This window comes from Streptococcus sp. HMSC034B05, assembly GCF_001809055.1.
GTDB classification, from domain to species: domain Bacteria; phylum Bacillota; class Bacilli; order Lactobacillales; family Streptococcaceae; genus Streptococcus; species Streptococcus constellatus.
Window position 1 is genome coordinate 1 of record NZ_KV795620.1, and the last position, 25,699, is coordinate 25,699.

Annotated in this window: 25 protein-coding genes; 20 read left to right on the top strand and 5 right to left on the bottom strand. The window is 38.6% G+C overall.

Annotated elements, in window-relative coordinates; genetic code table 11:
* Positions 1–98: 98 nt before the first annotated feature.
* The 3 genes from HMPREF2542_RS06645 (at position 99) to HMPREF2542_RS06655 (ending at position 2,441) form a co-directional block, all read left to right on the top strand.
* Positions 99–839: a DUF6261 family protein gene (locus tag HMPREF2542_RS06645; RefSeq protein ID WP_058670094.1), complete on the top strand. Its 741-nt coding sequence runs from the start codon at positions 99–101 to the stop codon at positions 837–839.
* A gap of 139 nt (positions 840–978) precedes the next feature.
* Positions 979–1,836, top strand: a complete 858-nt coding sequence (locus HMPREF2542_RS06650; protein WP_070484605.1) for a mechanosensitive ion channel family protein — start codon at positions 979–981, stop codon at positions 1,834–1,836.
* A 17-nt stretch (positions 1,837–1,853) separates the two neighbouring features.
* Entirely contained in the window at positions 1,854–2,441 is a 588-nt protein-coding gene (locus HMPREF2542_RS06655; RefSeq protein WP_058670096.1) for a DUF4352 domain-containing protein, read from the top strand.
* Positions 2,442–2,526: 85 nt separating this feature from the next.
* Here HMPREF2542_RS06655 and gdhA read toward each other — a convergent pair whose 3' ends face one another.
* Positions 2,527–3,873 carry an NADP-specific glutamate dehydrogenase gene (gene gdhA / locus HMPREF2542_RS06660; RefSeq protein WP_070484608.1) on the bottom strand — a complete coding sequence of 449 codons (1,347 nt, stop codon included), beginning with the start codon at positions 3,871–3,873 and terminating at the stop codon, positions 2,527–2,529.
* A 584-nt stretch (positions 3,874–4,457) separates the two neighbouring features.
* Between gdhA and HMPREF2542_RS06665 the strand changes: the two genes are divergently transcribed.
* Positions 4,458–5,393 (top strand): dihydroorotate oxidase, encoded by a 936-nt coding sequence (locus HMPREF2542_RS06665; RefSeq protein WP_058670098.1) that lies wholly within the window; start codon positions 4,458–4,460, stop codon positions 5,391–5,393.
* A gap of 112 nt (positions 5,394–5,505) precedes the next feature.
* Positions 5,506–6,441, top strand: coding sequence for a peptide-methionine (R)-S-oxide reductase MsrB (gene msrB / locus HMPREF2542_RS06670; RefSeq protein WP_003070919.1), 936 nt, complete (start codon positions 5,506–5,508; stop codon positions 6,439–6,441).
* A gap of 145 nt (positions 6,442–6,586) precedes the next feature.
* Here msrB and HMPREF2542_RS06675 read toward each other — a convergent pair whose 3' ends face one another.
* Positions 6,587–7,765 (bottom strand): ROK family transcriptional regulator, encoded by a 1,179-nt coding sequence (locus tag HMPREF2542_RS06675; protein WP_058670099.1) that lies wholly within the window; start codon positions 7,763–7,765, stop codon positions 6,587–6,589.
* A gap of 172 nt (positions 7,766–7,937) precedes the next feature.
* Between HMPREF2542_RS06675 and HMPREF2542_RS06680 the strand changes: the two genes are divergently transcribed.
* From HMPREF2542_RS06680 to HMPREF2542_RS06705, 6 genes are all read left to right on the top strand, one after another.
* Complete coding sequence (locus tag HMPREF2542_RS06680; RefSeq protein ID WP_058670100.1) at positions 7,938–9,203, top strand: PTS sugar transporter subunit IIC; 1,266 nt, start codon at positions 7,938–7,940, stop codon at positions 9,201–9,203.
* Positions 9,204–9,215: 12 nt separating this feature from the next.
* A complete protein-coding gene (locus tag HMPREF2542_RS06685) occupies positions 9,216–10,112 on the top strand; it encodes a DUF7916 family protein (RefSeq protein ID WP_058670101.1) in 897 nt (298 codons plus the stop codon).
* Positions 10,113–10,150: 38 nt separating this feature from the next.
* Positions 10,151–10,471, top strand: a complete 321-nt coding sequence (locus HMPREF2542_RS06690; RefSeq protein WP_003026389.1) for a PTS sugar transporter subunit IIB — start codon at positions 10,151–10,153, stop codon at positions 10,469–10,471.
* Positions 10,472–10,480: 9 nt separating this feature from the next.
* Positions 10,481–10,804 (top strand): PTS sugar transporter subunit IIA, encoded by a 324-nt coding sequence (locus HMPREF2542_RS06695; protein ID WP_003070913.1) that lies wholly within the window; start codon positions 10,481–10,483, stop codon positions 10,802–10,804.
* A gap of 458 nt (positions 10,805–11,262) precedes the next feature.
* A complete protein-coding gene (locus tag HMPREF2542_RS06700; protein WP_227743462.1) occupies positions 11,263–12,069 on the top strand; it encodes a PTS transporter subunit EIIC in 807 nt (268 codons plus the stop codon).
* Positions 12,070–12,275: 206 nt separating this feature from the next.
* The gene (locus HMPREF2542_RS06705) at positions 12,276–13,541 is read left to right on the top strand and encodes a CapA family protein (protein WP_058670103.1); all 1,266 of its coding nucleotides are present in this window, start codon (positions 12,276–12,278) and stop codon (positions 13,539–13,541) included.
* A gap of 80 nt (positions 13,542–13,621) precedes the next feature.
* Here the strand turns inward: HMPREF2542_RS06705 and HMPREF2542_RS06710 are convergent, their stop codons facing one another.
* On the bottom strand, positions 13,622–14,131 hold the full coding sequence (locus HMPREF2542_RS06710) for an HXXEE domain-containing protein (protein WP_058670105.1): 510 nt from the start codon (positions 14,129–14,131) through the stop codon (positions 13,622–13,624).
* 14 nt (positions 14,132–14,145) lie between these two features.
* Positions 14,146–15,015 carry an AraC family transcriptional regulator gene (locus tag HMPREF2542_RS06715; protein ID WP_058670107.1) on the bottom strand — a complete coding sequence of 290 codons (870 nt, stop codon included), beginning with the start codon at positions 15,013–15,015 and terminating at the stop codon, positions 14,146–14,148.
* A 111-nt stretch (positions 15,016–15,126) separates the two neighbouring features.
* Between HMPREF2542_RS06715 and HMPREF2542_RS06720 the strand changes: the two genes are divergently transcribed.
* Together HMPREF2542_RS06720 and HMPREF2542_RS06725 are read left to right on the top strand one after the other, a co-directional pair.
* On the top strand, positions 15,127–16,566 hold the full coding sequence (locus HMPREF2542_RS06720) for a glycoside hydrolase family 1 protein (protein WP_058670109.1): 1,440 nt from the start codon (positions 15,127–15,129) through the stop codon (positions 16,564–16,566).
* Positions 16,556–16,942, top strand: a complete 387-nt coding sequence (locus tag HMPREF2542_RS06725) for a VOC family protein (RefSeq protein ID WP_058670111.1) — start codon at positions 16,556–16,558, stop codon at positions 16,940–16,942. Before HMPREF2542_RS06720 ends, HMPREF2542_RS06725 begins: the two co-directional genes overlap by 11 nt.
* A gap of 280 nt (positions 16,943–17,222) precedes the next feature.
* Here HMPREF2542_RS06725 and HMPREF2542_RS06730 read toward each other — a convergent pair whose 3' ends face one another.
* Positions 17,223–18,368, bottom strand: coding sequence for a cobalamin-independent methionine synthase II family protein (locus tag HMPREF2542_RS06730; RefSeq protein WP_058670113.1), 1,146 nt, complete (start codon positions 18,366–18,368; stop codon positions 17,223–17,225).
* Positions 18,369–18,725: 357 nt separating this feature from the next.
* Here HMPREF2542_RS06730 and HMPREF2542_RS06735 point away from each other — a divergent pair, with 357 nt between their 5' ends.
* The 7 genes from HMPREF2542_RS06735 to HMPREF2542_RS06760 form a co-directional block, all read left to right on the top strand.
* Positions 18,726–19,574, top strand: coding sequence for a Cof-type HAD-IIB family hydrolase (locus tag HMPREF2542_RS06735; protein WP_058670115.1), 849 nt, complete (start codon positions 18,726–18,728; stop codon positions 19,572–19,574).
* Positions 19,556–20,188, top strand: coding sequence for an SGNH/GDSL hydrolase family protein (locus HMPREF2542_RS06740; RefSeq protein ID WP_003070893.1), 633 nt, complete (start codon positions 19,556–19,558; stop codon positions 20,186–20,188). The genes HMPREF2542_RS06735 and HMPREF2542_RS06740 overlap by 19 nt, the downstream gene beginning before the upstream one ends.
* A gap of 146 nt (positions 20,189–20,334) precedes the next feature.
* Positions 20,335–21,207 (top strand): helix-turn-helix domain-containing protein, encoded by an 873-nt coding sequence (locus HMPREF2542_RS06745; RefSeq protein WP_020997590.1) that lies wholly within the window; start codon positions 20,335–20,337, stop codon positions 21,205–21,207.
* A 236-nt stretch (positions 21,208–21,443) separates the two neighbouring features.
* Complete coding sequence (locus tag HMPREF2542_RS10165) at positions 21,444–21,578, top strand: hypothetical protein (RefSeq protein WP_261674388.1); 135 nt, start codon at positions 21,444–21,446, stop codon at positions 21,576–21,578.
* 47 nt (positions 21,579–21,625) lie between these two features.
* Positions 21,626–23,761 carry a GBS Bsp-like repeat-containing protein gene (locus HMPREF2542_RS06750; protein ID WP_058670117.1) on the top strand — a complete coding sequence of 712 codons (2,136 nt, stop codon included), beginning with the start codon at positions 21,626–21,628 and terminating at the stop codon, positions 23,759–23,761.
* Between the two features lie 139 nt (positions 23,762–23,900).
* On the top strand, positions 23,901–24,551 hold the full coding sequence (locus HMPREF2542_RS06755; protein WP_049476164.1) for a DUF6287 domain-containing protein: 651 nt from the start codon (positions 23,901–23,903) through the stop codon (positions 24,549–24,551).
* Between the two features lie 34 nt (positions 24,552–24,585).
* A partial coding sequence (locus tag HMPREF2542_RS06760) for an SH3 domain-containing protein (protein ID WP_148129469.1) occupies positions 24,586–25,699 on the top strand: 1,114 nt, incomplete at its 3' end.

The window sequence follows — 25,699 nt, forward strand, 5'->3', positions numbered from 1 at the left end:
CGAAAAGTAGTTGAGGTCATCCGCCGCGCGGACGGAAAAAGGAGAAGTCATTGAAACGGTCGCTTTAAGTGACAAGTAAAAAAGGAAAGAAGGAATGTATGAAGCAAGAAAAGCTCATTGGACTTAAAATTAGCAATCTCCGCTCAGCCGAGTTTGTTCAGTTCATCACTCGATTTTTAGATGATGTGGAAAAAGAAGGGTTAGACTTCAAAAATGAAGAAGTGTTAGCTGCTTTGGTAAAGAAGCTAAAAGTGGCTCTGCCAGCTTATCAGGCTTCGCTGGGTCAAATTCGGGCGAGCGAAAAGTCAGCTTCGATTAGCGCGGCTGACGAGTTGCGTGACGCCGATTTACAAGCTTTGCGTGATGCGATTAAGCCTTATCGGGCAGCCAAGCGTGAAGAGGAAAAGTCAGCGTATGAAAGTTTGAAACGCCTCTTTGAGCAGTACAAGGGTGCACATACCAAGCACTACGAGGAAGAAACAGCCCTCATTGACAGCTTGCTGGACAAGCTAAAAACAGCCCCCTATAAGGAGCAGGTGGGGACTTTGGCGATTGGGAAATTTGTTGACAATCTAACGGAGAGCCACGCCGCTTTTGAGCAACTCTTTGCCTCCCGCTCACAAGAGAAGTTACAAAAAGTGAGCTATGATGTCAAACAATTGCGCAAAGAAGTGGCGACGCCTTACCAACAGTTGGCAGACTATGTCGAAATTTTAAGTCAGGTCAAATCCGATGAGTTTTACCAAAATGTCCTTTCCGTACTCAACAACAGCCGCAAATACTATGCGGATATCCTTGCCCGCCGCAAGGGGAAAGTGCCTAAAGTAGAAGTGAACTAATTAAAAAATGAGGTTGGGATCTTCCCAACTTTTTTGTACTCGTAGATGAGGTGAAAGCCAGATAAATTATCCTTGACGACAGAGTACGTGCGCCGATAAGACTCGGATATGGTATAATAGAAATAAGTAGGAGGTAGCTATGCTATTTGCGAACAAGAATGTATTCTCTCGTTATTTTGAAAAACTCAACTGGTCTCATTTGGTAGATGATGTCTTTAGCAAGCTCGTTTCACTTTTGCTCTTGCTAGCTCTCTTTTACCTCGCTAAAAAGCTGGTACATGTACTCGTAAGAAAAATTATCTCCCCCTCATTGAAACTCTCTAGTCAAGACGAAGGGAGGCAAAAGACCCTCACTCGTTTGATGGAAAATTTGCTGAATTACACCCTTTACTTTCTCTTGATTTATTGGATATTAGCGATTTTAGGCTTGCCGGTGTCTAGTTTACTAGCAGGAGCTGGGATTGCTGGGGTGGCAATCGGGATGGGAGCGCAAGGCTTCTTGTCTGATTTAGTCAATGGTTTCTTTATTTTGTTGGAGCGGCAGTTGGATGTCGGAGACAGCGTTCGTCTGACTAATGGCTCGATTAAAATCGCAGGAACAGTTGTGAGTGTCGGAATTCGGACGACACAAGTGCGCGATGCAGATGGCACTTTGCATTACATTCCTAATCGCAACATTACCGTCGTCAGCAATCTCTCACGCGGCAATATGCGAGCGCTCATTGATATTCCATTATACGCTCAGACGGATTTGGAGAAGGTCACTCGGATTATCCAGCAGGTCAATCAAGAATATGCGGGCGATCAAGTAGAAATTTTGCAGGAACCGACGATTTTAGGTCCGCAAGTTAGCGAAAATGGTCAATTTTATTTTCGTATTAGTATCACCGTCCAAAGTGGTAGCCAAAGCACCGTTTACCATCAATTTTACAGACTGTATCATGACGCTTTATTAAAGGAAGGAATTGATTTGCCAACGATTTATGCACCAGCGTAAGCAGAAAGGAGATTATTATGGAAGAACAAGTACCGCATGAAATAAAAACCCCTGCCGGTCACGTCTATCGCTTGAAACAGCCCCTGTATAAGCAGCCTTTGTTTTGGACGACCATCATTAGCTGTGTCATGCTTGTATTCATGACCCTCGTGGTGGCTGGTTTAAGTATTTTTAACTTTGCCTTTCTAGGGCATGGTGCTCGAACTGCAGTTTATCAAGATAGCTATAAACATCACCGTCTGGGAGACAGCGTGCGTTTTGAAAATGGAATGAAAATCACTGTTCAATACATTCATGTGGACTCCAAAGAGCGGATAAAAGGGCAAGCAACAGGAGCAACGATTACCGGCAAGGTCATTATCGAAAATACCTCTAGCGAATCTCTCCCTCTCAATGTCTATGACTTTGATTTACAAGACGAAATGGGAGAATCCTATGTCTTGGATGACGCTACTTTTGATACTACCAACATAAAAGAGGAGCTTGCGGTGGGCGAAAAGGTGGAATGGAAGCTGATGTATGACGGTGAGGACGGCTCGCAGCAGCCCTATACTCTCGCTTATGACAATGTCAGGTGGGGAGAAACCAAAAGCGTGAAGTTTTAGAAATAGCGATTGATTGCTTATTTCAGCAGAAGAACAGTAAAAGGCTGTGGACAAACTTGTCCACAGCCTTTTGTCATGTATTCGTTTAAACAATTCCTTGGGCAATCATCGCATTGGCAATATTTTCAAAAGCAGCAATGTTTGCTCCGGCTAGATAATCGTTACCAAGATCGTAGTTTTCAGCAGTTGTCTTAGCGGTGTTGAAAATATTTGTCATGATGTTTTGGAGACGACTATCAACTTCCTCACGCGTCCATGAAAGACGGAGGCTATTTTGGCTCATTTCGAGTGCAGATACAGCAACTCCACCAGCATTGGCGGCTTTAGCAGGACCATAAAGGAGATTATGTTCTTTGTAAACGGCAATAGCATCCAAATTGCTTGGCATATTGGCACCTTCTGATACACAGCGAACTCCTTGAGCAACCAAGCGTTTTGCTGCTTCACCGTTGATTTCATTTTGAGTAGCACATGGCAGAGCAATGTCAAAGGAACCTTCGTAAGTCCAGACAGAGCCTTCGTAGTAAGTGGCACTTGCTCTTTCGGCAGCGTATTCTGTCAGACGAGCACGGCGTTTTACTTTCACATCTACCAGAAGATCAAAGTCAATTCCGTCCTTGTCAATGATATAACCATTTGAATCAGACACAGAAATGACTTTGGCACCGAGTTCAGTTGCTTTTTGCACAGCATACTGAGCTACATTTCCAGCACCGGATACGACAACGGTCTTTCCGTCAAAACTTTCACCGTTTGCCTTGAGCATTTCTTGTGTATAGTAAACAAGTCCATAACCAGTTGCTTCTGGACGAATCAAACTACCACCAAAGCCAATAGGTTTACCAGTCAAGACCCCAGCATCGAATTGGCGTAGGCGCTTGTATTGACCATAGAGGTAGCCAATCTCACGTCCACCAACTCCAATGTCACCAGCAGGGACATCAAGAGAAGGACCGATGTATTTTTGCAATTCTGTCATGAAACTTTGGCAGAAACGCATGACTTCAGCGTCCGTCTTGCCTTTCGGATCAAAGTCAGCTCCACCTTTACCACCGCCGATTGGTAGACCGGTCAAGACATTTTTAAAGATTTGTTCAAAACCGAGGAATTTCAAAATCCCTTGGTTGACTGTTGGGTGGAACCGAAGTCCGCCTTTATAGGGGCCAACTGCGGAATTGAATTGAACGCGATAACCGCGATTGACTTGCACCTTGCCGTTGCGATCAACCCAAGGGACGCGGAAGCTAATCACACGTTCTGGCTCGGTAATGCGTGCCAAGATATTTTCTTCAATGTATTCAGGATGTTTTTCAAAAACGGGTTCGAGCGTGTTTAAAAATTCTTCCACCGCTTGTAGAAATTCTGCTTCGTGAGCATTGCGAGCTTTCACCAGTTCAAAAGTATTTTGGATATATTCTTTAGCAGTTGTCATAGACTTCTCCTTAAATAAGATACTAAGACCGTGAAAAACAAAAGAAAAATAGGAAATATGACGAAGAAGCGATGCTTCAAGGAATATTTATCTTTTTTCTGAAGTTTTTAGGTCGAGTTCAATTACGCTGAATATGCTAGACTTTCGTCCGAGTTCGGTTGCAATAAGATACTAAGACCGTGAAAAACAAAAGCATTCACATGACTATGTTTCTTAATATCCATGTCCGTCATTCACTATGCTCAAACGGTCATGGAAAAAATAGGTAGCCGAATAGAGATTGTTTTATATGATTAGTTAGATTTATCTCTTCTAGCTTTCAACAATCCTAGCTCCATCACAGAACGAGACTTTCGTCCAAATCAGTGTAGATTATCGTTTATTACGTGTGTCATTATAGCAGAAAAATTTTATACTGTAAAGAAAAAAGTTGAATTTTCTGAAAATTCCGACGGAGTTTGATGCCAGAATTTTGCGTATCAAAAATTTATTTGTTTATCCCGAACATTTTTTTCTTCTATTCTGTTCAAAGAGTCATATTCCTGCTTTTAGTGGTACAATAGAAAAAACTAAAGGAGTATTTCATGGTATCAACTCAAACACAAATTGCTGGTTTCTCTTTTGAGAATTGCCTGATGAATGCAGCTGGTGTAGCGTGCATGACGATCGAAGAGCTGGAAGAGGTAAAAAATTCAGCTGCTGGAACCTTTGTGACTAAGACAGCTACTTTGCAAGCGAGAGTAGGAAATCCTGAACCTCGTTACCAAGATGTGCCGCTCGGCTCAATCAATTCAATGGGGTTACCAAATCATGGACTAGATTACTATCTGGATTACTTGTTAGATTTGCAAAAGATAGAACCCAATCGAACATTCTTTTTATCTCTTGTGGGGCTGTCACCAGAAGAAACTCACATTCTTTTGAAAAAGGTACAAGACAGTGATTTTAAAGGATTGACCGAGCTTAATCTGTCTTGTCCCAATGTTCCCGGCAAGCCACAAATTGCCTATGATTTTGAAATGACGGAAAAAATTTTGAGTGAAGTATTTGCCTATTTCACTAAACCGTTGGGGATTAAATTACCACCTTATTTTGATATTGCGCATTTTGATCAGGCAGCAGCGATTTTCAATAAATTTCCACTTTGTTTTGTCAACTGTGTTAATTCGATTGGCAACGGGCTGTATATTGACGATGAAACAGTCGTCATTCGTCCGAAAAATGGGTTTGGTGGAATTGGTGGGGAGTACATCAAACCAACCGCGTTGGCCAATGTTCATGCTTTTTACCAACGTTTGAAACAGGAAATCCAAATCATCGGTACCGGTGGTGTGCTGACTGGCCGAGATGCTTTTGAGCACATTCTTTGCGGAGCCCGTATGGTGCAAGTCGGAACGACGCTCCATAAAGAAGGCGTAGGAGCTTTTAATCGTATTACAAATGAGCTGAAAGCGATTATGGCAGAAAAAGGCTATGAAAGCATAGAAGATTTTCGTGGGAAATTGCACTATATAGAGTAAAAAAGCGTTTTCTACGTCTTTTTTCACATCATTCTCAAGAAAGTTCTAATCAAATCCTTATAATATTTTAGAGATTTATGAGAAAATAAGAACAAAGAAATGAGGTGTTTTTATGGCTGAAATTTATCTAGCAGGAGGCTGTTTTTGGGGGTTAGAAGAATATTTTTCTCGTATCAAAGGTGTGACTGCTACAACTGTCGGTTATGCTAATGGGCAGGTTGAGACGACAAACTATCAGCTGGTTAAGCAGACAGACCATGCGGAAACGGTTCATGTGACTTATGATGAAAATCTGGTTAGCTTGCGAGAAATTTTGCTCTACTATTTCCGTGTGATTGATCCGCTGTCTATCGATAAGCAAGGAAACGATGTTGGTCGTCAATACCGCACAGGGATTTATTATACAAATGACACGGATATGTCAGTCATCAATGAAGTCGTGAAAGAGCAAGAGCGGCAATGCGGTCAGGAGATTGCAGTAGAAGTAGAACCACTGCGTCATTATGTATTGGCAGAGGACTATCATCAAGATTACCTCAAGAAAAATCCCAGTGGCTATTGTCATATCAATGTTAATGATGCTTACCAACCTTTAGTAGATCCGAAACAATATGTGAAACCGAGTGAGCCAACTTTAAAGGAAACATTGTCTGAAGAAGCTTATCAGGTCACCCAACATGCTGCAACTGAACGACCATTCCAAAATGAGTATTTTGCAACTTTTGAAGAAGGCATTTATGTAGATGTGACAACAGGAGAACCACTGTTCTTTGCCGGTGATAAATTTGATTCGGGTTGTGGTTGGCCGAGTTTTACAAGACCAATTGCCAAAGATGTGATTAAGTATTATCAAGATAAAAGTCACGGTATGGAGCGAATCGAGGTACGTTCTCGCTCTGGAAATGCGCATTTGGGGCATGTCTTCACAGATGGTCCTCAAGACCAAGGCGGACTGCGCTACTGTATCAATTCAGCAGCACTACGCTTTATCAAAAAAGAAGAAATGGAAGCAGCAGGATATGGCTACTTACTTTCACATATGAAGTAACGTGGGACAAACTGCCATTAGAATAAAAAAGAAGGACTGGGCAAAAAGCTTAGTCCTTTCATCTTTTATAAGTACGATTGAAATAATTTGTTATAAATATAAAAATCAGGAAATGATATATTTTTATCATTTTCTGATTTTTTACTTAAACACTCAGCAATTCTTTTTGCAGACAAAGCGCAACGCCAGCTGTTGCACCAGTGAAGTCATTGTAAGGCTCGATAATGAGTTCAGGCAAGTCTTTGAAGAGTAGTTTTGGTTGTTGTGAGATTTCTTGATAGAAAGCTGCAATGACTTTGTCATCAGTCAAGATGGGACTGTGCAGATAAATTTTCTTTGCATCAATCATCATGCTAAGATTTAGCAGGGATTGTGCCAAATACTTAAATGCCAAATGCAGGAGATTGAGAATAGCTTGGTCTCCTAAGTTATATGCTGTGAGGATAGTTTGAATCGTGATCTCTTCTTTATCTGTGACAAGTGATTTTAAATGTGTCAACTCGGCAGTTTCAAAGATGATTTTTGCTTTTTTTATCAGCCAGCTTTCACTAGCATAAGTCTGCAAACAGCCTCTGCGTCCACAACCACAGACTTCTCCGTCAGGACAAACGACGGTATGACCAATTTCGCCGATGACAATATTGCTTTTGCCGTAGATTTTGCCATTGTACATATAAGAGCAGTGCATACCCCGTGCAAAATGAAAATAGATAAAATTCTCATCCAGTTGGTAAGCAGAAAAAAGGCGCTTTGCTAGTGCCATGCAATTGACATTATTAGAAAAGTAAATTGGAAAAGAGAACTCGTTTTTAATCTTCGCTAGATCAAATTGTTTCCATGTTTGATTGTTTGTTGTAATCAAATTATTGTGCAAATAGCGTCCAGGGATAGCTACTCCCACGGCTTGAATTGTATAGGAATTGTTCCGAAAAATGAATTGTTCAAGTAAATGACAAAATAAATCAGCGCCTTCTGCTAGAATTTTTTCCGAGGTGACGGTTGCTTTATCTTTATCAATCACATTTCCTGTATTATCACTCAACACAAAAGAAAAGTATTTTTCAGACAGTTCACAGCCGATGAAATAAGAGTGCTGTTTTTTTATACCCAAGAGGATTTTCTTGCGTCCGACTTTTGCATGTTCTTCATCTTCCCCCAGCTCATACAGCAGTTTTTCTTGGATCAAACTTCCTGTAATCGCACTAACTGTAGCGGGAGTAATGCCCGTCTCTTTTGAAATATCAATGCGAGAAATTGGCCCCTTGGCGTAAATTTTATCTAAAATAATTGTTCGTAACTCAGCTTGTTTTTTCGTTTGATTCATTATCTACCATCCTTCCCTGCATCTATTATATATTGATTATAAAAAATTATCAAATATAAGTGAAAGCGCTTGACTTTTTGGAATAATTGTTTTAAAATATAATTAAAAAGCGAGATAAAGTTGATTTTGTCTGCTATTTAATAATATATTATAATCAAAGGAGATTGTAAAGATGGATAAATTTTTACAAGCAAAACTAATGCCTATTGCTATTAAGTTGGGGAACAATAAAGGCTTAGTAGCAATTCGGGACGGCATTACGCTTGCAGTGCCATTACTGTTGATTGGTTCTTTGTTTATGGTCATTGCTAGTTTTCCTGTTCCAGGATGGGAAGCTTATTTGACAAAAATTGGGGTTTCTGCCTATCTATGGAAAGGCGTGGATAGTAGTTTTGGTCTGATTGGTTTGGTAGCCAGTTTTGGGATTGCCTACTATATGAGCCGCCAATACAAAGTGGATGGGATTCCTTCTGGAATTATCTCGCTTGCTGCCTTTATCACAGTGACACCATTCCTTGCTACTAAAACAGGAAGCGGTGTTCCCACAGCATTTTTAGCTTCACAAGGCCTTTTTGTAGCAATCATTCTTGGTTTGGTAAATGGTTATATCTATCAATGGTTCATCAATCATAATGTCCAAATTAAAATGCCTGATGGTGTTCCACCGGCAGTTTCAAAAAGTTTCAGCGCCATTATTCCAGGTGCAGTGATTATCACAGGCTGGTTGTTGGTTTATGCCCTTTTAGCAAGTTTAAAACTACCAAATTTGCATGCGGTAGCTCAAACTGTTTTAGGAAAACCGCTAGGTCTACTAGGTAATAATTTATTTGGTTTGATGATTCTAGTTGCTTTAAATAGTTCATTCTGGTTTGTTGGACTTCATGGAGGAAATGTTGTCAATGCGGTTATGAAACCATTGTGGCTTTCGAATCTCGATGCCAATAAAGTTGCTTATCAAGCAGGGGAAAAACTACCACATATCTTTACCAGTGTCTTTATGGATAATTTTGTCTTCATTGGCGGTGGCGGCGCAACTATTGGCTTGGTATTAGCGATTGGTTATTTGGCGAAAAAGAGAAAATCAAGCAAACAAATCAAAACACTGGCACCTATTACAGTGGTTCCAGGTTTGTTCAATATCAATGAGCCAACGATGTTTGGTGTTCCAATTGTCTTAAATATCTTGCTTCTGTTCCCATTCATTTTGGCACCGATTGCGAATCTCATCGTTGCATGGTCATCCATGGCAAGTGGTCTTGTACCGTTAACATATACTGACCCAGGTTGGACAACTCCTCCGATTATTAGTGGCTTGCTGGCAACGGGAAGTTTTAAAGCGTCTATTTTACAAGCTGTTCTTATTGTGATTGATATTTTAATCTATATTCCATTTGTGATTGCTATTGAAAAACGCTTTAAAGCAGAAGAAAATCAGTAGGGAGATGAGAATATGAAACGATTAATTAGTGCAAATCCTTCGGAAATTTTGAATATGACAGCCCAAGAGCTCAAGCAAAGCATTCAAGCGAGTGAAGGGCGAGTTGTCTTATCCGAAAATGTTGTCATTCGTGAAACCTTTGTCGGAGATATCACCAATGCTGAAATTGCAAGAGCCTTCGGTGCAGATATGATTTTGCTGAATTGCTTAGATGTTTTCCAACCAGAAATATTTGGTTTGGATTGTGAAAAAGAGCAAATTGTTCACGAATTGCATCGCTTGGTGGGAGCTCCGATTGGAGTGAATTTAGAACCTGTTGATTTGGAAGCTGATATGTTGGAAGAAGTGCAAGTGATTGCTGCTGGTCGGCAAGCTAGTCAGGCTTCTTTTGAACAAATTGAAAAATTAGGCTTTGATTTTGTCTGCTTAACAGGTAATCCAGGAACAGGAGTTAGCAATAAAGAAATTATTGATGCAGTAAAATTAGCTAAGCAGCATTTTTCGGGTTTGATTATAGCTGGGAAAATGCACGGTGCAGGGGTATCTGAGCCGGTTGCAGACATTCAGATAGCTGAACAATTATTAGAAGCTGGTGCAGATGTGATTTTGGTGCCAGCGGTTGGTACAGTTCCTGCTTTCAGTGATGAAGAAATGAGAGCTGTCGTAGATCTAGTACATAGTAAAAGAGGTTTAGTCTTAAGCGCTATTGGCACTAGCCAAGAGACGTCAGATATTGAAACAATTAAACAAATCGCACTTCGTAATAAAATTTGTGGTGTTGATATTCAACATATTGGGGATGCAGGCTATGGTGGTTTGGCAGTAGTGGATAATATTTATGCACTGAGCAATACTATTCGTGGCGTTCGACATACTGTGTCACGTTTAGCAAGATCCGTTAATCGGTAGAAAAGATCGTTGACTTTAATGAATAGAAAGGAACAATTATGACTAAAGTTACCATTATGTTGGCATGTGCTGCGGGTATGAGTACCAGCTTGCTTGTTACAAAAATGCAAGCTGCAGCCGATGAAAAAGGATTAGATGCAGAAATTTTTGCAGTTCCAGCACCAGAAGTAGATGATATCCTTTCTGAGAAGAAAGTAGATGTTTTGTTATTAGGTCCACAGGTGCGCTATCTTTTAGATCAATTCACAGAAAAGTTAGCTCAAAAGAATATCCCAGTTGGAGTTATCCCAATGGTGGATTATGGCATGATGAACGGTTCAAAGGTGCTAGCGTTAGCTGAGGAACTGATCGGAGGCTAGAAGATTGATATGGAAAATTCAAATTTAGAAAGTATCATGTCCCTCATTATGTATGGTGGCGAGGCGAAGAGCAATGCTTTTGAAGCGATTCAAAAAGCTAAGAACGGTCTCTTTGAAGAAGCACATGAAAAGTTAAAAGCAGCAGATGAGGCATTAGTTTTAGCACACAAGTCACAGACAGTGATGCTGACACAAGAAGCTCAAGGTGAAAAAATTGAGCTCAGTCTTTTGATGGTGCATGCTCAAGATCACTTGATGACGAGCTTAACGTTTATTGATTTAGCAAAAGAAGTTGTTGCAGTGTATGAACGACTAAATCAAATGGTTAAATAATCTAATAACATTCTCTTTAAGAACTTTGATAGGTTGAACGACTTGTCAAAGTTTTTTTAAATAATTAACAGACGATTATTTTATTTATCACCTGATAATTATTTAAAAAAGTTTTAGAAACCGCTCGCAAATCTCAAAATTTGTGCTATGCTTAATTCATGGATTATTACTGGTCATGCAGGCAAAACCTAGACAAATACGAGATATAAGGTAGGAAAACTACTTTCTATTTGGTGTATGTTTAGGTTTTTTTGTTACAGTTTTCTATATTTACATGTGTAACAAAATGGCTGGTCTAAAAATTAAAGGAGGCCTATTATGGAAAAAGATTATACGGACTTAGCTCAGGACATTCTCAATCACGTCGGAGGCTGTGATAAGTTAGCAGTGTTAAGCACTGTGTAACCCGTTTACGCTTTACTCTAAAAGGTAAAAGTAAGTCAGATACTGACTATCTTATGGCGCGTGATAGTGTAATGACCGTAGTGAAGGCTGGAGGTCAGTATCAGGTTGTGATTGGAAATCATGTCCCTGATGTTTATGCAGCGGTATTGGCAGTCGGTGGTGTGCAGGGTGCAGGTACTGTGGAAGCACATGAAGAAGCGGTGAAGAAAAATCCACTCGATGCCTTTATTGACTTTCAACCCTTCCTTGGTCCTTTAGCGGCAGCTGGGATTATTAAAGGTGTGGTCGCTATCCTGACCGCAACCTTAGGTTGGACAGCAAAGAACAATGGTGTTGCACTTGTCTTGACAGCAGCAGGTGACGGATTCTTCCAATTCTTACCGATTATGATTGCTCTCAATGCTGCTCGTAAGTTCAAAATGAATGACTTCACTGCATTAGCAATTGAAGCAGCTCTAGTCTATCCGAACTTGGAAGCTAGTATGACAGCTTTGGGGAAAGTTGGAGCAGTAAACTTCTTTAGTATTCCATTGGGCTTGCCGACAGGAGACTATCTGTCAACGGTTATTCCTGCTATTTTGGCAGTTTGGGTAGCATCTCACATCGAGATATTCATGAAAAAAATCACGCTAGACTTTGTCAAAGTGTTCATGGTTCCATTCGTGACTCTTATGATTGCAGTATCTTTGACCTTCTTACTTGTGGGACCAATCGCTAATACAGCTTCTAGCCTGATTGGTTCCGGTTTGACAGCTATTCAAGGTTTCAGACTGATTCTTTATGGTGTGCTGCTGGGTGCTCAGTTACGACTCCTATCATTGTTACCAATACAGCTAATTATAAGGCAGTTGAAGCGCTAGCTCATGGTGATGTACGGATAGGCGACGCATTATTAAAAGTAAGTAAATAATTTAAGAAAAAGGACAAGTATTTATACAGTTTCAAACAGTTGGTCGAAAAATCCAATTGAGGAACAGTATAATCTGCTTCGTCCTTTTTATTATTTCTAATTTCCTGCGTCATGTTCGCTTCTTTATGCTACAATGTAGATAAAGGAGAATAGAACATGAAAAGAATGGAACGAAAAATACAGTCAGCGACCAATTGGCAGTTTATTTTAGGCTTGCTTTGCGCCGTGTTTGTAGCAGCAAGTGTGATTTTAGTAGCTGAAAAAATAAACGATAGCATTACGATTAAGGGAAAGTCGGCAAAAACAGGTGTTGTACAAAAGAAAAAAATGTCTTCTACCCCAAATGGTGTACAGACGGCTCGTATCATGGCAAACGGAGATCTGCTATATCATGATCTTCTATATATGAGCGCCTTACAGTCAGATGGGACGTATGATTTCACAGAAAATTATCAATATGTCAAACCTTGGCTGAAAAAGGCGGACTTGGTATTAGGAGATTTCGAGGGGACTATCCGACCAAATTATCCTTTGGCGGGTTACCCACTGTTCAATGCGCCAGAGTCGGTGGTGTCAGCTATCAAAGATGCTGGTTATCAAGTTGTGGATTTGGCACACAATCACATTTTGGATTCTCAATTGGAAGGTGTTTTTTCAACGGCAAAAGCATTTGAGCAGCACGGAATTACACCGATTGGGGTTTATACACATAAAAACAGGGATAAAGCCTCACTTGTGATTAAAAAAGTGAATGGGATTAAAATTGCGCTCTTAGCTTATTCCTATGGGTTTAACGGCTTGGAGGAAAATATCTCTCATGCAGACTACAATCATCATTTGTCGGATTTAAATGAAGAAAAGATGAAAAAAGAAATTAAGCAAGCCGAAAAAGAAGCTGATATAACCGTTGTCATGCCTCAGATGGGGGTTGAATATCAATTGGAACCGACACAGGAGCAAAAAACTCTTTATCATAAGATGATTGAGTGGGGAGCGGATATTATTTTCGGCGGGCATCCGCATGTCGTTGAACCATCAGAGGTCGTCAAACAAAATGGACAAAAGAAATTCATTATCTATTCTATGGGAAATTTTATCTCCAATCAGCGAATCGAGACAATGGACGGTGTGGAAAATAAGAAATGGACAGAACGCGGCGTGCTCATGGACGTGACGGTTGAAAAATCAAAGAAAGGGACGATTATCAAGGATGTACAGGCACATCCGAGTTGGGTGAGTCGTGTGGCGAAAGGGACGTATTCACCGGAAGGCTATCCTCTCTACACCTACCAGACCTATATTTTAGAAGATTTCATTGAAGGTGGAAAATACCGTAATCAATTAGACCAAGCCACCAAAGAACGAATTGACACAGCTTATCAGGAAATGAATGAGCATGTAAAATTGAAATGGAGTAAATGAGTTTCGATTAAAATAATAAGCGCTTAAAAGAGTCTTGCAGCAGACAATGTTTAAGCGTTTTTTAGATATTCAAAATGGCTTTAGTTTAACCGGGCAGAAAATTGTTTTCCTAACCAAAATGCAAAAAATAGATTGCTGATAACAATGAGAACGCCAATGAGACTGAAAACAAGAAGTTCAATTGTGTTGATATGAAGTAAAGTGGTGGTTTTCCAAATGATAATACTGCTAACAGGTAAACACAGGATAGAGGTTGCAAGAGCTGGTATATAGCGCCTAATCCAGATAGCTTGCAGGATATGAAGCACCAGATGAAGAGCGAAAGCGACGAATCCACCCAACCAGATGAGGTAAAGGAAGCGAGTATGGTAAAAAATAGCAAAGAAAGAGACAAAGAAAACCACGACAAATTCTTCTGCTACAGCTAGTGCGAACCCTTCTGTGGATAAGTCTTTGTGGGCCTTTAGAATGACCGTGGCTTTTTTGACCAGTAGCTGCTCATTCCGCTGTAGCCATGGTATGAAACCAATGATTTCTTCTAAATCATGAAAAATGAAAAGCAGTGGAAATAACCAGATAATATCTTTCATGGAATCCCTCCTTGTTATTTTTTACGATATTGACTAGGAGTTAGTTGGTAATACTTTTTAAACTGCCGATTGAAGTTAGAGAGGTTGTTAAAGCCAGATTGGGCAGCAATTTCTAAGACGGGTAAGGTAGAATGCTGCAAGAGTTCAGCCGCTTTTCGCAAGCGAAATTGAATCACATATTCTATACAAGACACCCCCAAATGTTTTTTAAAGAAATTCATGAAATGCGTATCGCTGTAACCACAAATTTTGGCAAGTTGGTCAATAGTGATCTCTTCTTGATAATGAGCGCTGATATAGTCAATAATGGTACGGATTTTTTCTTCCTTGCGATAGCCTTCTAAGGTTTGCTCTTTTGAAATGACATAACCATTTTCAAATAAAAGATAAAAGAGTTGATTGAGCTGGGCTTTGAGTTGAAATTCAAAATATTTTGTGCGGTAATAGCCTATTTTCATAGCATCAAGTAAACATTGCCGAATGTCTGTATAGGCTGGTTGATTGGGCTTGATGACGTGTACAAAATCTAATTGTCCATTGTAAAGTGGCTGTAAATAGTCAATACTGGCTTGGTCCATAGTAGAATAGCCCATCAAATCCAAATGAAAGTTGAGAGCATCCATGTAATGGCGGCGATTTTCAATCGGGTGAATCGAGTGAAGGGCATTGGGACGAATGAGGATAATATCACCTGCTTCACTATTAAAGTAATCATAATCAATGTGAAACTGTGCTGTTCCCTCATGGACGTAAATCAGTTCAACATCCGTATGCCAATGAAAGAGAATGTCCGGCTGTCCATTTTTGGTAATGGTTCGTGTGAGAGAGTAAGGTGTGCCTTGATTTTTGTAAACGATATTTTTGTGTAATGTTCCTAGATCCATAAGTGTAGCCTCTTTCGTAGAATAATACCAATTTATAAGAGAATTGTGCTAGAAAATACTCTTGCCTAAGATTATAATATAATTAAGTGAAAAATAAAAGAGGTAGAAGCCATGGGTAAATTTCCAGCAGATTTTCTTTGGGGTGGTGCAACAGCTGCCAATCAATACGAGGGTGCTTACGATGTGGACGGTAAAGGTCTTTCGGTTCAAGATGTGACGCCAAAAGGTGGCATACCAGCTAATGCAGGTGATCTCAATCCTTTGATTACAGATAAGCCAACAGCTGATAACCTAAAATTGGAAGGAATTGACTTTTATCATCGTTACAAAGAAGATATTGCCCTTTTTGCAGAAATGGGCTTCAAGGTTTATCGTACTTCTATTGCTTGGTCACGGATTTTTCCAAATGGTGATGAAACGGAGCCAAATGAAGCAGGTCTAAAGTTTTATGACGACCTTTTTGATGAATTGGCCAAATATAACATTGAACCTTTGGTGACTTTGTCACATTATGAAACACCTTTGCATTTGGCGCGTCAGTATAATGGTTGGGCAAATCGTGATTTGATTGGCTTTTATGAGCGCTATGTTCGTACCGTCTTTACTCGTTACAAAGACAAGGTGAACTATTGGTTGACCTTTAATGAAATCAACTCCGTTCTTCATGCACCGTTTATGAGCGGAGGGATTGTAACACCAGTAGAAGAATTGTCCAAGCAAGATCTTTATCAAGCAGTTCATCACGAACTAGTGGCATCAGCTCTTGCAACGAAGATTGGGCATGAAATCAATCCAGACTTTAAGATTGGGTGCATGGTACTAGCTATGCCGACTTATCCGATGACGCCAAAACCAGAGGATGTACTGGCTGCCCGTGAGTTTGAAAATCAGAATTATCTCTTTTCAGATATTCATGCGCGTGGTAAATATCCAGCATATATGAACCGATTCTTCAAAGAAAATGACATTGAGATCCAATTTGCACCGGGTGATAAAGAATTGATGTCAGAGCATACCGTAGATTTCATCTCCTTCTCTTATTACATGAGTGTGGTTGCTGCCCATGATCCGGAAAGTTATTCTTCCGGTCGTGGAAATGTGCTGGGTGGGTTGCAAAATCCTTATCTAACTGCTTCAGAATGGGGCTGGCAAGTGGATCCAATTGGTCTGCGTCTGGTTCTCAATGCTTTCTATGATCGTTACCAATTACCGCTCTTTATCGTAGAAAATGGTCTTGGTGCGAAAGATGTCTTGGTAGATGGTCCTGATGGTCCGACTGTTGAAGATGATTATCGCATTGATTATCTTAAACGGCATTTACAGCAGGTCGGCGAAGCAATTGAAGATGGTGTTGAACTCTGGGGCTACACCACTTGGGGCTGTATTGACCTTGTGTCTGCTTCAACAGCTCAGATGAGCAAGCGCTACGGCTTTGTCTATGTTGATCGAAACGATGATGGAACAGGGACTTTGGCTCGCTATAAGAAGAAATCATTTGATTGGTATAAAGAAGTTATTGCAACGAATGGAGGAAAACTCTATGAAGATTGAGCACGCAGCCCTTTATGTTCGAGATTTAGAAGGAGCTAAACGCTTCTTTGAAACATATTTTGAAGCGAAAAGTACTCAGCTTTACCATAATAAAAAAACAGGTTTTCAGTCTTACTTCCTCAGCTTTGACGAAGGGGCGAGATTGGAAATCATGACTCGAAAGGAAGGTTTAGCGGAGAACAACCAAGAACTTCTCTTTTTGGGGTATCACCATTTGGCATTTAGTCTAGGAAGTAGAGAAAAGGTAAATGAACTGACAGCGAGGCTTCAAGCAGACGGCTATCAGCTTTTAAGCGGACCGCGTCTGACAGGTGATGGTTACTATGAAAGCTGCATTCTGGGTTTAGAAGGCAATCAGATTGAATTGACAGTATAATTTGATAAATTTGCTCCTTATAAAAAAGGCCGAATCTTTCGATTCAGTCTTTTTCAGATTACACAAATGAATTGAAGAATTGTAACAGAGGGGCAAGGGAAAATGGTTGAAGTGTAGATTATTGTAGTTTTGTCTCCAAAAATTTCTCAATAGAGAAATCATTTTAATAGTATTCTTTTTCAGTGGTATTTATTGGCTGGAAATCAAAAAGACAAACCTCAAAAAGAAGTTTGTTTTCGCGTTTTTGTCAGTGTTCGCTAAATAGCCATGTGCTTGCAGTTTAACCCCAAAATTTCTTCGCGATTTCTTGGCCTTGTTTGATTTTGGCCCATTGCTGCGGGATAGCCAATTCATTGCCAGAATCACAAGAAGCAAAACCGCATTGATGGGACAGCAGCAAACGTTCCTTAGGCAAAATGGTGCTGGCTTGTTCTAATAACTTGAGAACACGTTCTTCATCATCAAGATCAGTTGTCTTACTGGAAAGGAGTCCAAGAACAACCTCAGCATCTTTATCTTTAAGAGAAGCAAGAGCCTTCAAATCACCTGAGACGTCACTGTCCCATTCTAAGAAGAAGCGGTCATAGTGTTGATCACGCAAGAATTTTTCCGCAATCGCTTCATAAGTTCCGCCTGAAGCAGAACGGCTTTCATAATTTCCGCGACAGTTATGTGTCCAAACTTTGAGTCCTAATTGATGACCGTAATCAGCTACTTCGTTATTGATCGCAATGAATTCATTAGCTAAATCAGCCAGCGCAGCATTGCCATCAGCAAAAAACGAAGCAGGATTTGATTCATCAAAAAGTTCCCAAAGGCAGTCATCAAACTGGATAATCTCACCGTCAGCTTCTTTGTATTCTGTCAAGAATTCCTTGTAGGCCTTGATAAGATCAGCTTTTAATTCGTCATTGGTTTTGTAAACTTGCCCTTCACCAGCAAGTTTATCAAAGATAGTCAGTTCAGTATAAGCATGCGCAGGTCCCCAAATCGTTAATTTTGTTTGTGTATCACCAGCTTCTTCCTTGAGCAGTTTGTAACTATCTAAAAAATGATGATTTTTACCTGAAAGTGGCTGGCTAATGCCAATACCGATGTCTTTACGTGTTTCGTACTGTCCGCCATCATGGTCTTTAAAAGTGTAGCCGTGGTCTGCAATGTAACGTTCAATACCTTTAAGTCCCCAAATAAAATCTAAATGCCACATGGACTTAGAATATTCACCATCTGTCAAAATATCAATACCATTTGCCTTTTCATCAGCAATGACCTTTTTAATCTCTGCTGTTTCTGTTTCACGATAACCCGGAAAACTATCATAAAAAGGATACTGAATGTCATCACGATGTTCAATTTTATTTTTATAATTAAGCAGATCAGCTGGACGAAGAAGAGATCCAACTAGTTGGAATTTTGATTGTGTCATATACATGCCTCTTTCTAGATTTCTTACTTTTTATTGTACAAAAGCTAAGCACTTTTGAAAAATAGTTAATTTAGAGGAAGGGATATAGTTTAAAACTATATCTGAAAAGACCAGTCCTTACTTGAATACAATTGTTTCCTCTTCAACTCTCTTTTTGGTAAAATAAAAGAAAAACTTTGTTTACTGGGATATATTTAGACGTAATATAATCCTTTTGAAATAGGATGTAAATGCAGTCAATCCTGTCCTGCATTATCCAAGCGGAATTATAGAAATGGCGAAAGGATAGTCGAACATTATGAAATAAATGGACGACGAGATTTGAATTTGAAATGAATGATTGTTAGAGGTGATAACATGACAATTAAGATGATTGTGACCGATATGGACGGAACGCTCTTAGATGAAAAAGGGGAATTCGATCGCGACCGGTTGAAAAATATATTGGATGAGCTGGACAAGCGGGAGATTCGGTTTGTGGTGGCAACGGGCAATGAAATTCACCGAATGCGCTTGTTATTTGGTGATTTGTTGGAGCGCGTGACCTTGATTGCCGCAAACGGTGCGAGGATTTTTGATAAAAATGAGATACTGCTGGGTACATGTTGGTCTCAAGACTTAGTTGCACAAGTCTTGTCTTACTTTGAAGGGAGAGAACGTGATGTGCACCTCGTCGTCACAGCTGAAAATGGCGCTTTTGTCAAAATGGGGACGATTTTCCCTATGATTGAAAAAGTCATGACAGCAGAAATGGCACAAGAATTTTATCGAAAGATAAACTTTGTCGAAGCATTGCGCCCGGACGATTTTCCACAAGTCTTGAAAATGAGTATGATGGTAAACGAGCAAGTAGCAGTTCAAGCTACTCGACAGCTCAATCAGGATTTTGAAGGTACCTTAAATGCGGTCACAAGCGGTTATGGAGCGATTGATATTTTACAAAAAGGGATCCATAAAGCTTGGGGATTGAAACAACTGATGCAGAAATGGAAAATTCAAGAGCAGGACATCATGGCCTTTGGAGATAGTGAAAATGACATTGAAATGCTGCAATTAGCAGGGATTTCCTATGCTATGGAGAATGCTGATCCGAGAGTAAAAACAGTTGCCAATCACCTTGCACCAGCCAATACAGAGGCGGGCGTCCTGACAGTATTAGAGAACTATTTGAGGAAAGGAGAGAGTCAATGGCTGTCCAATTATTAGATGAATGGCTTTTGAATGAGCAAGAGCAGATCAGAAAAAAATACCAAGAGTTGAATCGTATATCCGTCAAAGACCCCGATGTACTTTTTCTGGGAGATTCTATCGTAGAGTATTTTCCATTACATGAGTTATTAAAAACGTCAAAAACACTAATAAACCGTGGAATTCGAGGTTATCGGTCGGATTTGCTACTAGAGCATTTAGACTCTCTCTTATTTGGGCAGGCAGTTGATAAGATTTTTCTTCTCATCGGCACTAATGATATTGGAAAGGAAATTCCGCAGCAAGAAACGGTGAAAAATGTGGAAAGTATCATCCAAACGATTGCTAGAAATTATCCTCTTGCAGAAATCTGCCTTCTGTCTGTTTTACCAGTCAATGAAAGCCCTACTTACAAAAAGCGCGTTCATCTAAGAAGCAATCGAAAAATTCAAAGTCTCAACCATGTCTATCAAGAGTTGACTTCTGCTTATATGAATGTGACTTTTGTCAATGTCTACGACAGTCTGTTAGACGAAGCAGGACAATTAGCAGAAGCATTTACCACTGATGGACTGCATTTGACCGTTGCGGGATACCAAGTGTTGGCAGGGCGAATAGCCATGCAGTTATAATTTTTGCGTCGACTATAGATTAGCAATTTTGACCTCGTTTCAATGAAACTAATATAAAAATCACTATTGTCATATAAAATTAATTTTATATAATTTAACTCATATGATATAATGAAAAATAAATTATAAAATGTTAAGGGAGTAGTATGAGTACATTATTAGCCACAAGATTAAAAAGTAAACGATTGGAATTAGGGCTATCCCAAAAAGAATTAGCAGAAGGGGTATGTGAACAAGGTCAAATTAGTAGAATGGAAAAGGGCAAGTATATGCCTGGTTCGGATCTTTTATATTCATTATCAAAAAAAATGAATGTTACAATGAACTATTTTTTTGATGATAGTGTACTTGGCGAGACATCTAAGTTGGTACAATTTAAAGAGTTGGTAGAATCTTTTCTAGTAAAGCGTGAGTATGATTCATTAAAATATTTATACAGTTTAGAAATTGATAAATGGCATAGATTGTCACTATCAGATCAAAATTATCTTGAATGGATAGGAGCAATTGTTTCATTTCATTGTGATAATAAAAGAGAGGAGGCTATTATAAAATTAGAACAAATGCTTGTGCGATTAAATAAAGATGAGTTAATGTACCTTCGTATCTCTAATACCTTGCTTGATTTCTTTTTAGAAGAAAAAAATAATGATGAATTTGAAAAATGTTATCAAGCAATAATATCTAAACTTCAAAATATTGATTTTACTCATACAATAGAACTGAAAATTTATATTAAAATTAGATATAATTTTTGCCGATATCTTTGGAAAAGTTTTCAGATTGAGAAGGGAATAGAAGAAACGCTTGATGTTATTGAAAAATGTAATGAATACAGTTGTAGTTATTTATTAGCAGATTTATACTGTATATTAGCGAATATTAGCGAGGATTTTTCTAGCCAAAGTATTGTAAAGCAATATTTTACATTTTCGCAAGTATTATATAAACTCAGCGGTAATGAAAAAATGGCTTTAATACTTGAAAAGTATCTTCGTGATAATTTTAAAAAAATATAAGTTAAAAATAAGATATAATATGAGAAACACGAATAAAATTATCTCCAGTTTATGATGGAGATAATTTTATTTGTGTTTTATTTTTGAAAAAATTACATTAAAACTATGGAAACATGCCTAAATACATAAAATAATTATAGTTATAATTTTAAAAAAAATAATTATTTTTATAAAAATCTATTGCAATAGTTTATTCAAAGGGATATAATGTGTACCTAGAAAGGGGATTTAACTCTATGAAAAACATGAAGAATGTTATCAAAGTTTTGTTGTTTCTATCATTTGTTTGGATTATTTTTGGTCAAGTACCCAAAAAATATCCTAGTTTATTAGGTGTTGATCCGGGAGGAGTTTCTATTGTTAAACAGTAATAATTAAGATATACCAATTACTAAGAGATAAAGGAAAAATAATAATTATGAAGAATCAAAATTTTAATAAAGAAGTTCAACGCTTTTCAATCCGGAAATATTCATTTGGTGTTGCATCTGTACTGCTAGGATGCTTTCTGTTTAATGTTGCTAATGTTTCGGCAGATGAGACAACCTCAACGTCTACTGTTTCATCTACAACAGAGTCTGTTGTTTCCCATTCTGATAAAATGATAAATTCTAATGTTGAAAACAACTCTAAGAATAATCAAGCTGTGGATAGTGGTGTATCAAATAAGGTATCTATAGTTGATAATGTTCAAGTTCACAATAAAGAAAAATCAGTTTCAGTTACGGTTCAAACTAAACCAGTCGAAGATACTAAGCCGATATCAGAAAATGGAGTAACGTCTACTGTTTCAACATCTAATGTTCAAGTGGAACATGAAAATACTTCATCAGTTTCGTCCACATCAGACATGAAAGTCAAAGAGACTAGTGAATCTAACAATAATATGATTTCAAGTACTGCTTCTTCTACTCAAAAAGGCGATAATAATGTCTCAAAAAATAAGAATAACTTAGTTGATAAACACTCAAATGAGTTAAAAGAGGGCGCAACAAAAACTATGCTTGTCTCAAAAATAGCGCGTCATGCATTAGCTGTGAACAATGGAGTGGTTATTGGAGATGATTATCCAGTGGCTTGGAGGAATAATCCGAATCAAGTAGATACTTGGGGATATGCAACAGGAAATTGCACCTCTTTTGTAGCAAATAGATTGCACAATGTTAACCATTTTGAAACGCCAAGAGCACTTGGTAATGGAGGGCAGTGGGGAGATAATGCCAAAAGATTAGGATATAGAGTAGATAAAGTACCAGCACGAGGTTCTGTAGCGTATTATAATGATGGCTCCTACGGTCATGTAGCTTGGGTTGCTGGTGTTTCTGGTAATAATGTTATTATTGAAGAGTATAATTGGATGAGAAACGGCGGTTTTGATTATTCTTATCACACTAGAACACAACCTATTAGTGCTTATACAGGTTATATTCATTTTAAAGATCTGGCTGGTGGCACCACTACTCCTAGTGAACCTACAAAACCTAATACAGGAGGAACATTACCTTCTTCAGGAACCTATCATTTTACAGACCGTAAAGGAATCAAAGCAGAACCTAAAATATCTAGCCCAGACCTTGCTTATTATGATAATGGTTATAGTGTAACTTATGATAAGACTTTAATTGCTGATAATTACGAATGGATTTCGTATATCTCTTATTCGGGGCACCGTCGTTATATTGCTATAAATAAAATTGCAACTCCAGTCACTCCAGTTGTAAAAGGGACAATCAATATACAAAATAAAAATGATCAAGCCGGTACTTTTGACGTTGTAATTACCAATGTATCTAGCAATAGTGGATTAAAAGAAGTACAAGTTCCAACTTGGTCTACGCAAAATGGACAAGATGATATCATCTGGTATAGAGCTACTAAGCAAAACGATGGTACTTATAAGGTTTCAGTAAATATTCGTGATCATAAAAATAATCGCGGTGAATATAACATTCATCTCTATTATGTTATAGATAATGGCAAACAAATAGGTGTAGGTGGTACTAAGACGACAATTGCAGAAGTGCCGAAACCAGCGGTATCTCTTGCAGGGAACATTACCATACAGAATAAGAATAATCAAACAGGGACATTTGATGTAGTTATTTCAAATGTTGCTAGTCCAAATGGTGTAAAAGAAGTAAAGGTGCCTATTTGGGCAAGCCAAAATGGACAAGATGATATTATTTGGTATAACGCTACTAAACAAAATGATGGTACTTATAAAGTCTCAGTTCGTGCAAGTGACCATAAAAATTATCAAGGAGAATACAATATCCACTTATATTATGTACAAAATGATAATAAATTAGTTTGTGTAACAGGTACAAAAACAGACGTACACTTTATCGCAAAACCTGCTATACCTGACAGAGGAGTTTATACTTTTACAGGACGATCTAGTATTAAAGCAGAGCCTAAAATTTCTTCTCCTGAATTAGCTTATTATGAAGCTGGAAATACAGTTAATTATGATAAAGTTCTATTTGCAGATGGACATTATTGGATTAGTTACCTTTCCTTCTCAGGCAATCGTCGATATATCAGCATTGCCTAATTTTCTAAAGGCAGAAAATAGGAAATACACATATATTACAAATAAATTACAAATATTTCTAAAATGTGTTGATTTTTACAAAACAAAGTTGTATAATGATTTTGGAATTTGAGGATTCCTGAAAAAGAAAGGAAATACAATGAAAAATTCATATAAATTAGTAAGTATAACTATGTTATGCTCCTTGCTTTTACTGGGCGCTTGCCATAAAAATGAAATAAAAAGTGATTCGAATGACCATTCGACAGTAAAGACTGCACAAAGTAGTTCTAAAAAAGCAAAATCATCTAAAGCTAAGAAAAAGATGGCTGTTAATGCGAGTAGTAATAAAAAAGCAGGGGACAGTACTCAATCTGCTGCTAGTGAACAGATGTCACCTGCTCAATCGTCAACTACTCAACCCTCTTCAAGTACAACTAACACCGATAGTAATACTTCTCCTGCAGCAGAAACAAAGTCTACAGTTGACGTAAACGCTCTTGCTAGTGGTGATTTTTCAACAATTTCAGGAACTTGGAGTAATAATATTGGTGAAAGCATCACAATCAATCGTGATGGTCAAATTACTCATAGTAATACGCATATATATAAATTGCAACCCCAAAGTATTCAAAAAAATACTTTTATTGCTACAATGTATAATCCAAACTCAGAGTATGATAATGCTGCTTTTATTGTGATTCCGGCTGGTATATCTGATCCAAGTTTTGGTGAAGTTAATAATAACGATAGGATTACGCTTGGTCAGGATGCTGCAGCAGCCAATACACATCCTTTCTACAGAAATTAAGATGATAGAAATAAATTAGAAAGTAGGACAAGTGATGAAAAAAATGTTTGATCACAAAGAACAACGTTTTTCCATTCGTAAATATTCGTGTGGTGCAGCTTCTGTTTTGATTGGGTGTGTCCTCTTTATGGGTGGTCAAGCAGTATCGGCCGATGAACAAGTTACAACAGACACAAGTATTGAAACGTCTCAAGTAAATACTGCCGCAAAAAATAATATTCAAAACACAACTGGATCAACTGCTGTGGCTCCTCAAATAGCAACAACTCAAAAAGAAACTGCTGTAACAACAACTGCGCCAACTAGTTCTTCAGCGGATAAAGCTGTTTCTGTAGCTACAGAGACGACACCTTCTCAAACAACGACTGTTGATGCAGCGACACAGACAGAAGACGAAACAACAAATTCATCTGTTGATGCAACAACAGACACAGCTGATTCTTCAACAACTGCAAAAGTTGAAAAGAATCCTGCTGAAAAAGAAGCAGGAAAAGAAGAAATTGATGTCGCAAAGTTGATGGATAAAACGCAAACAGCGCACGAAGCACGTCTGGCAGAATCCAAAGTAATACAAACTGTACCTTCTTTACCAAGCCAAGGTTACTATACTTATACGAAACGTACAGAAGTGAAAAATGAACCGAAAGCAAGTGCAGCATTGCAGTTTTATGTGAATGCAGGCGATCGCGTTTACTATGACCGAGTTTTGGTTGCGGATGGTTACCAATGGCTTAGCTATCGCTCTTATAGCGGTATTCGTCGTTATGCGGCTATTAATAAGTTGGTAACAGAACCAGTTCAACCTGCAAAGCCAACACCTTCTTCAACAGGAACACTCCCTTCCAGAGGAAGATATACTTTCTCTGAAACGGCAGAGGTTAAGAATGAAGCCAAATGGTCAGCTCCGACACAATTTACTTTTAATAGAGGCGATAGCGTTAACTATGATAAAGTGTTGGAAAATGATGGTTATCAATGGATTAGCTATATTTCTTATAGTGGAATGCGTCGTTATGCAGCTGTTACAAAGTTAGCTCAGCCAGCACCTCAAAGACCAGCTCAAAGTCAAGTGACAGGTACGATTCACATTGAAAACAAGACTTCCCAAGGTTTCGATGTGGTGGTAACGAATGTCAGCTCGACCAAGG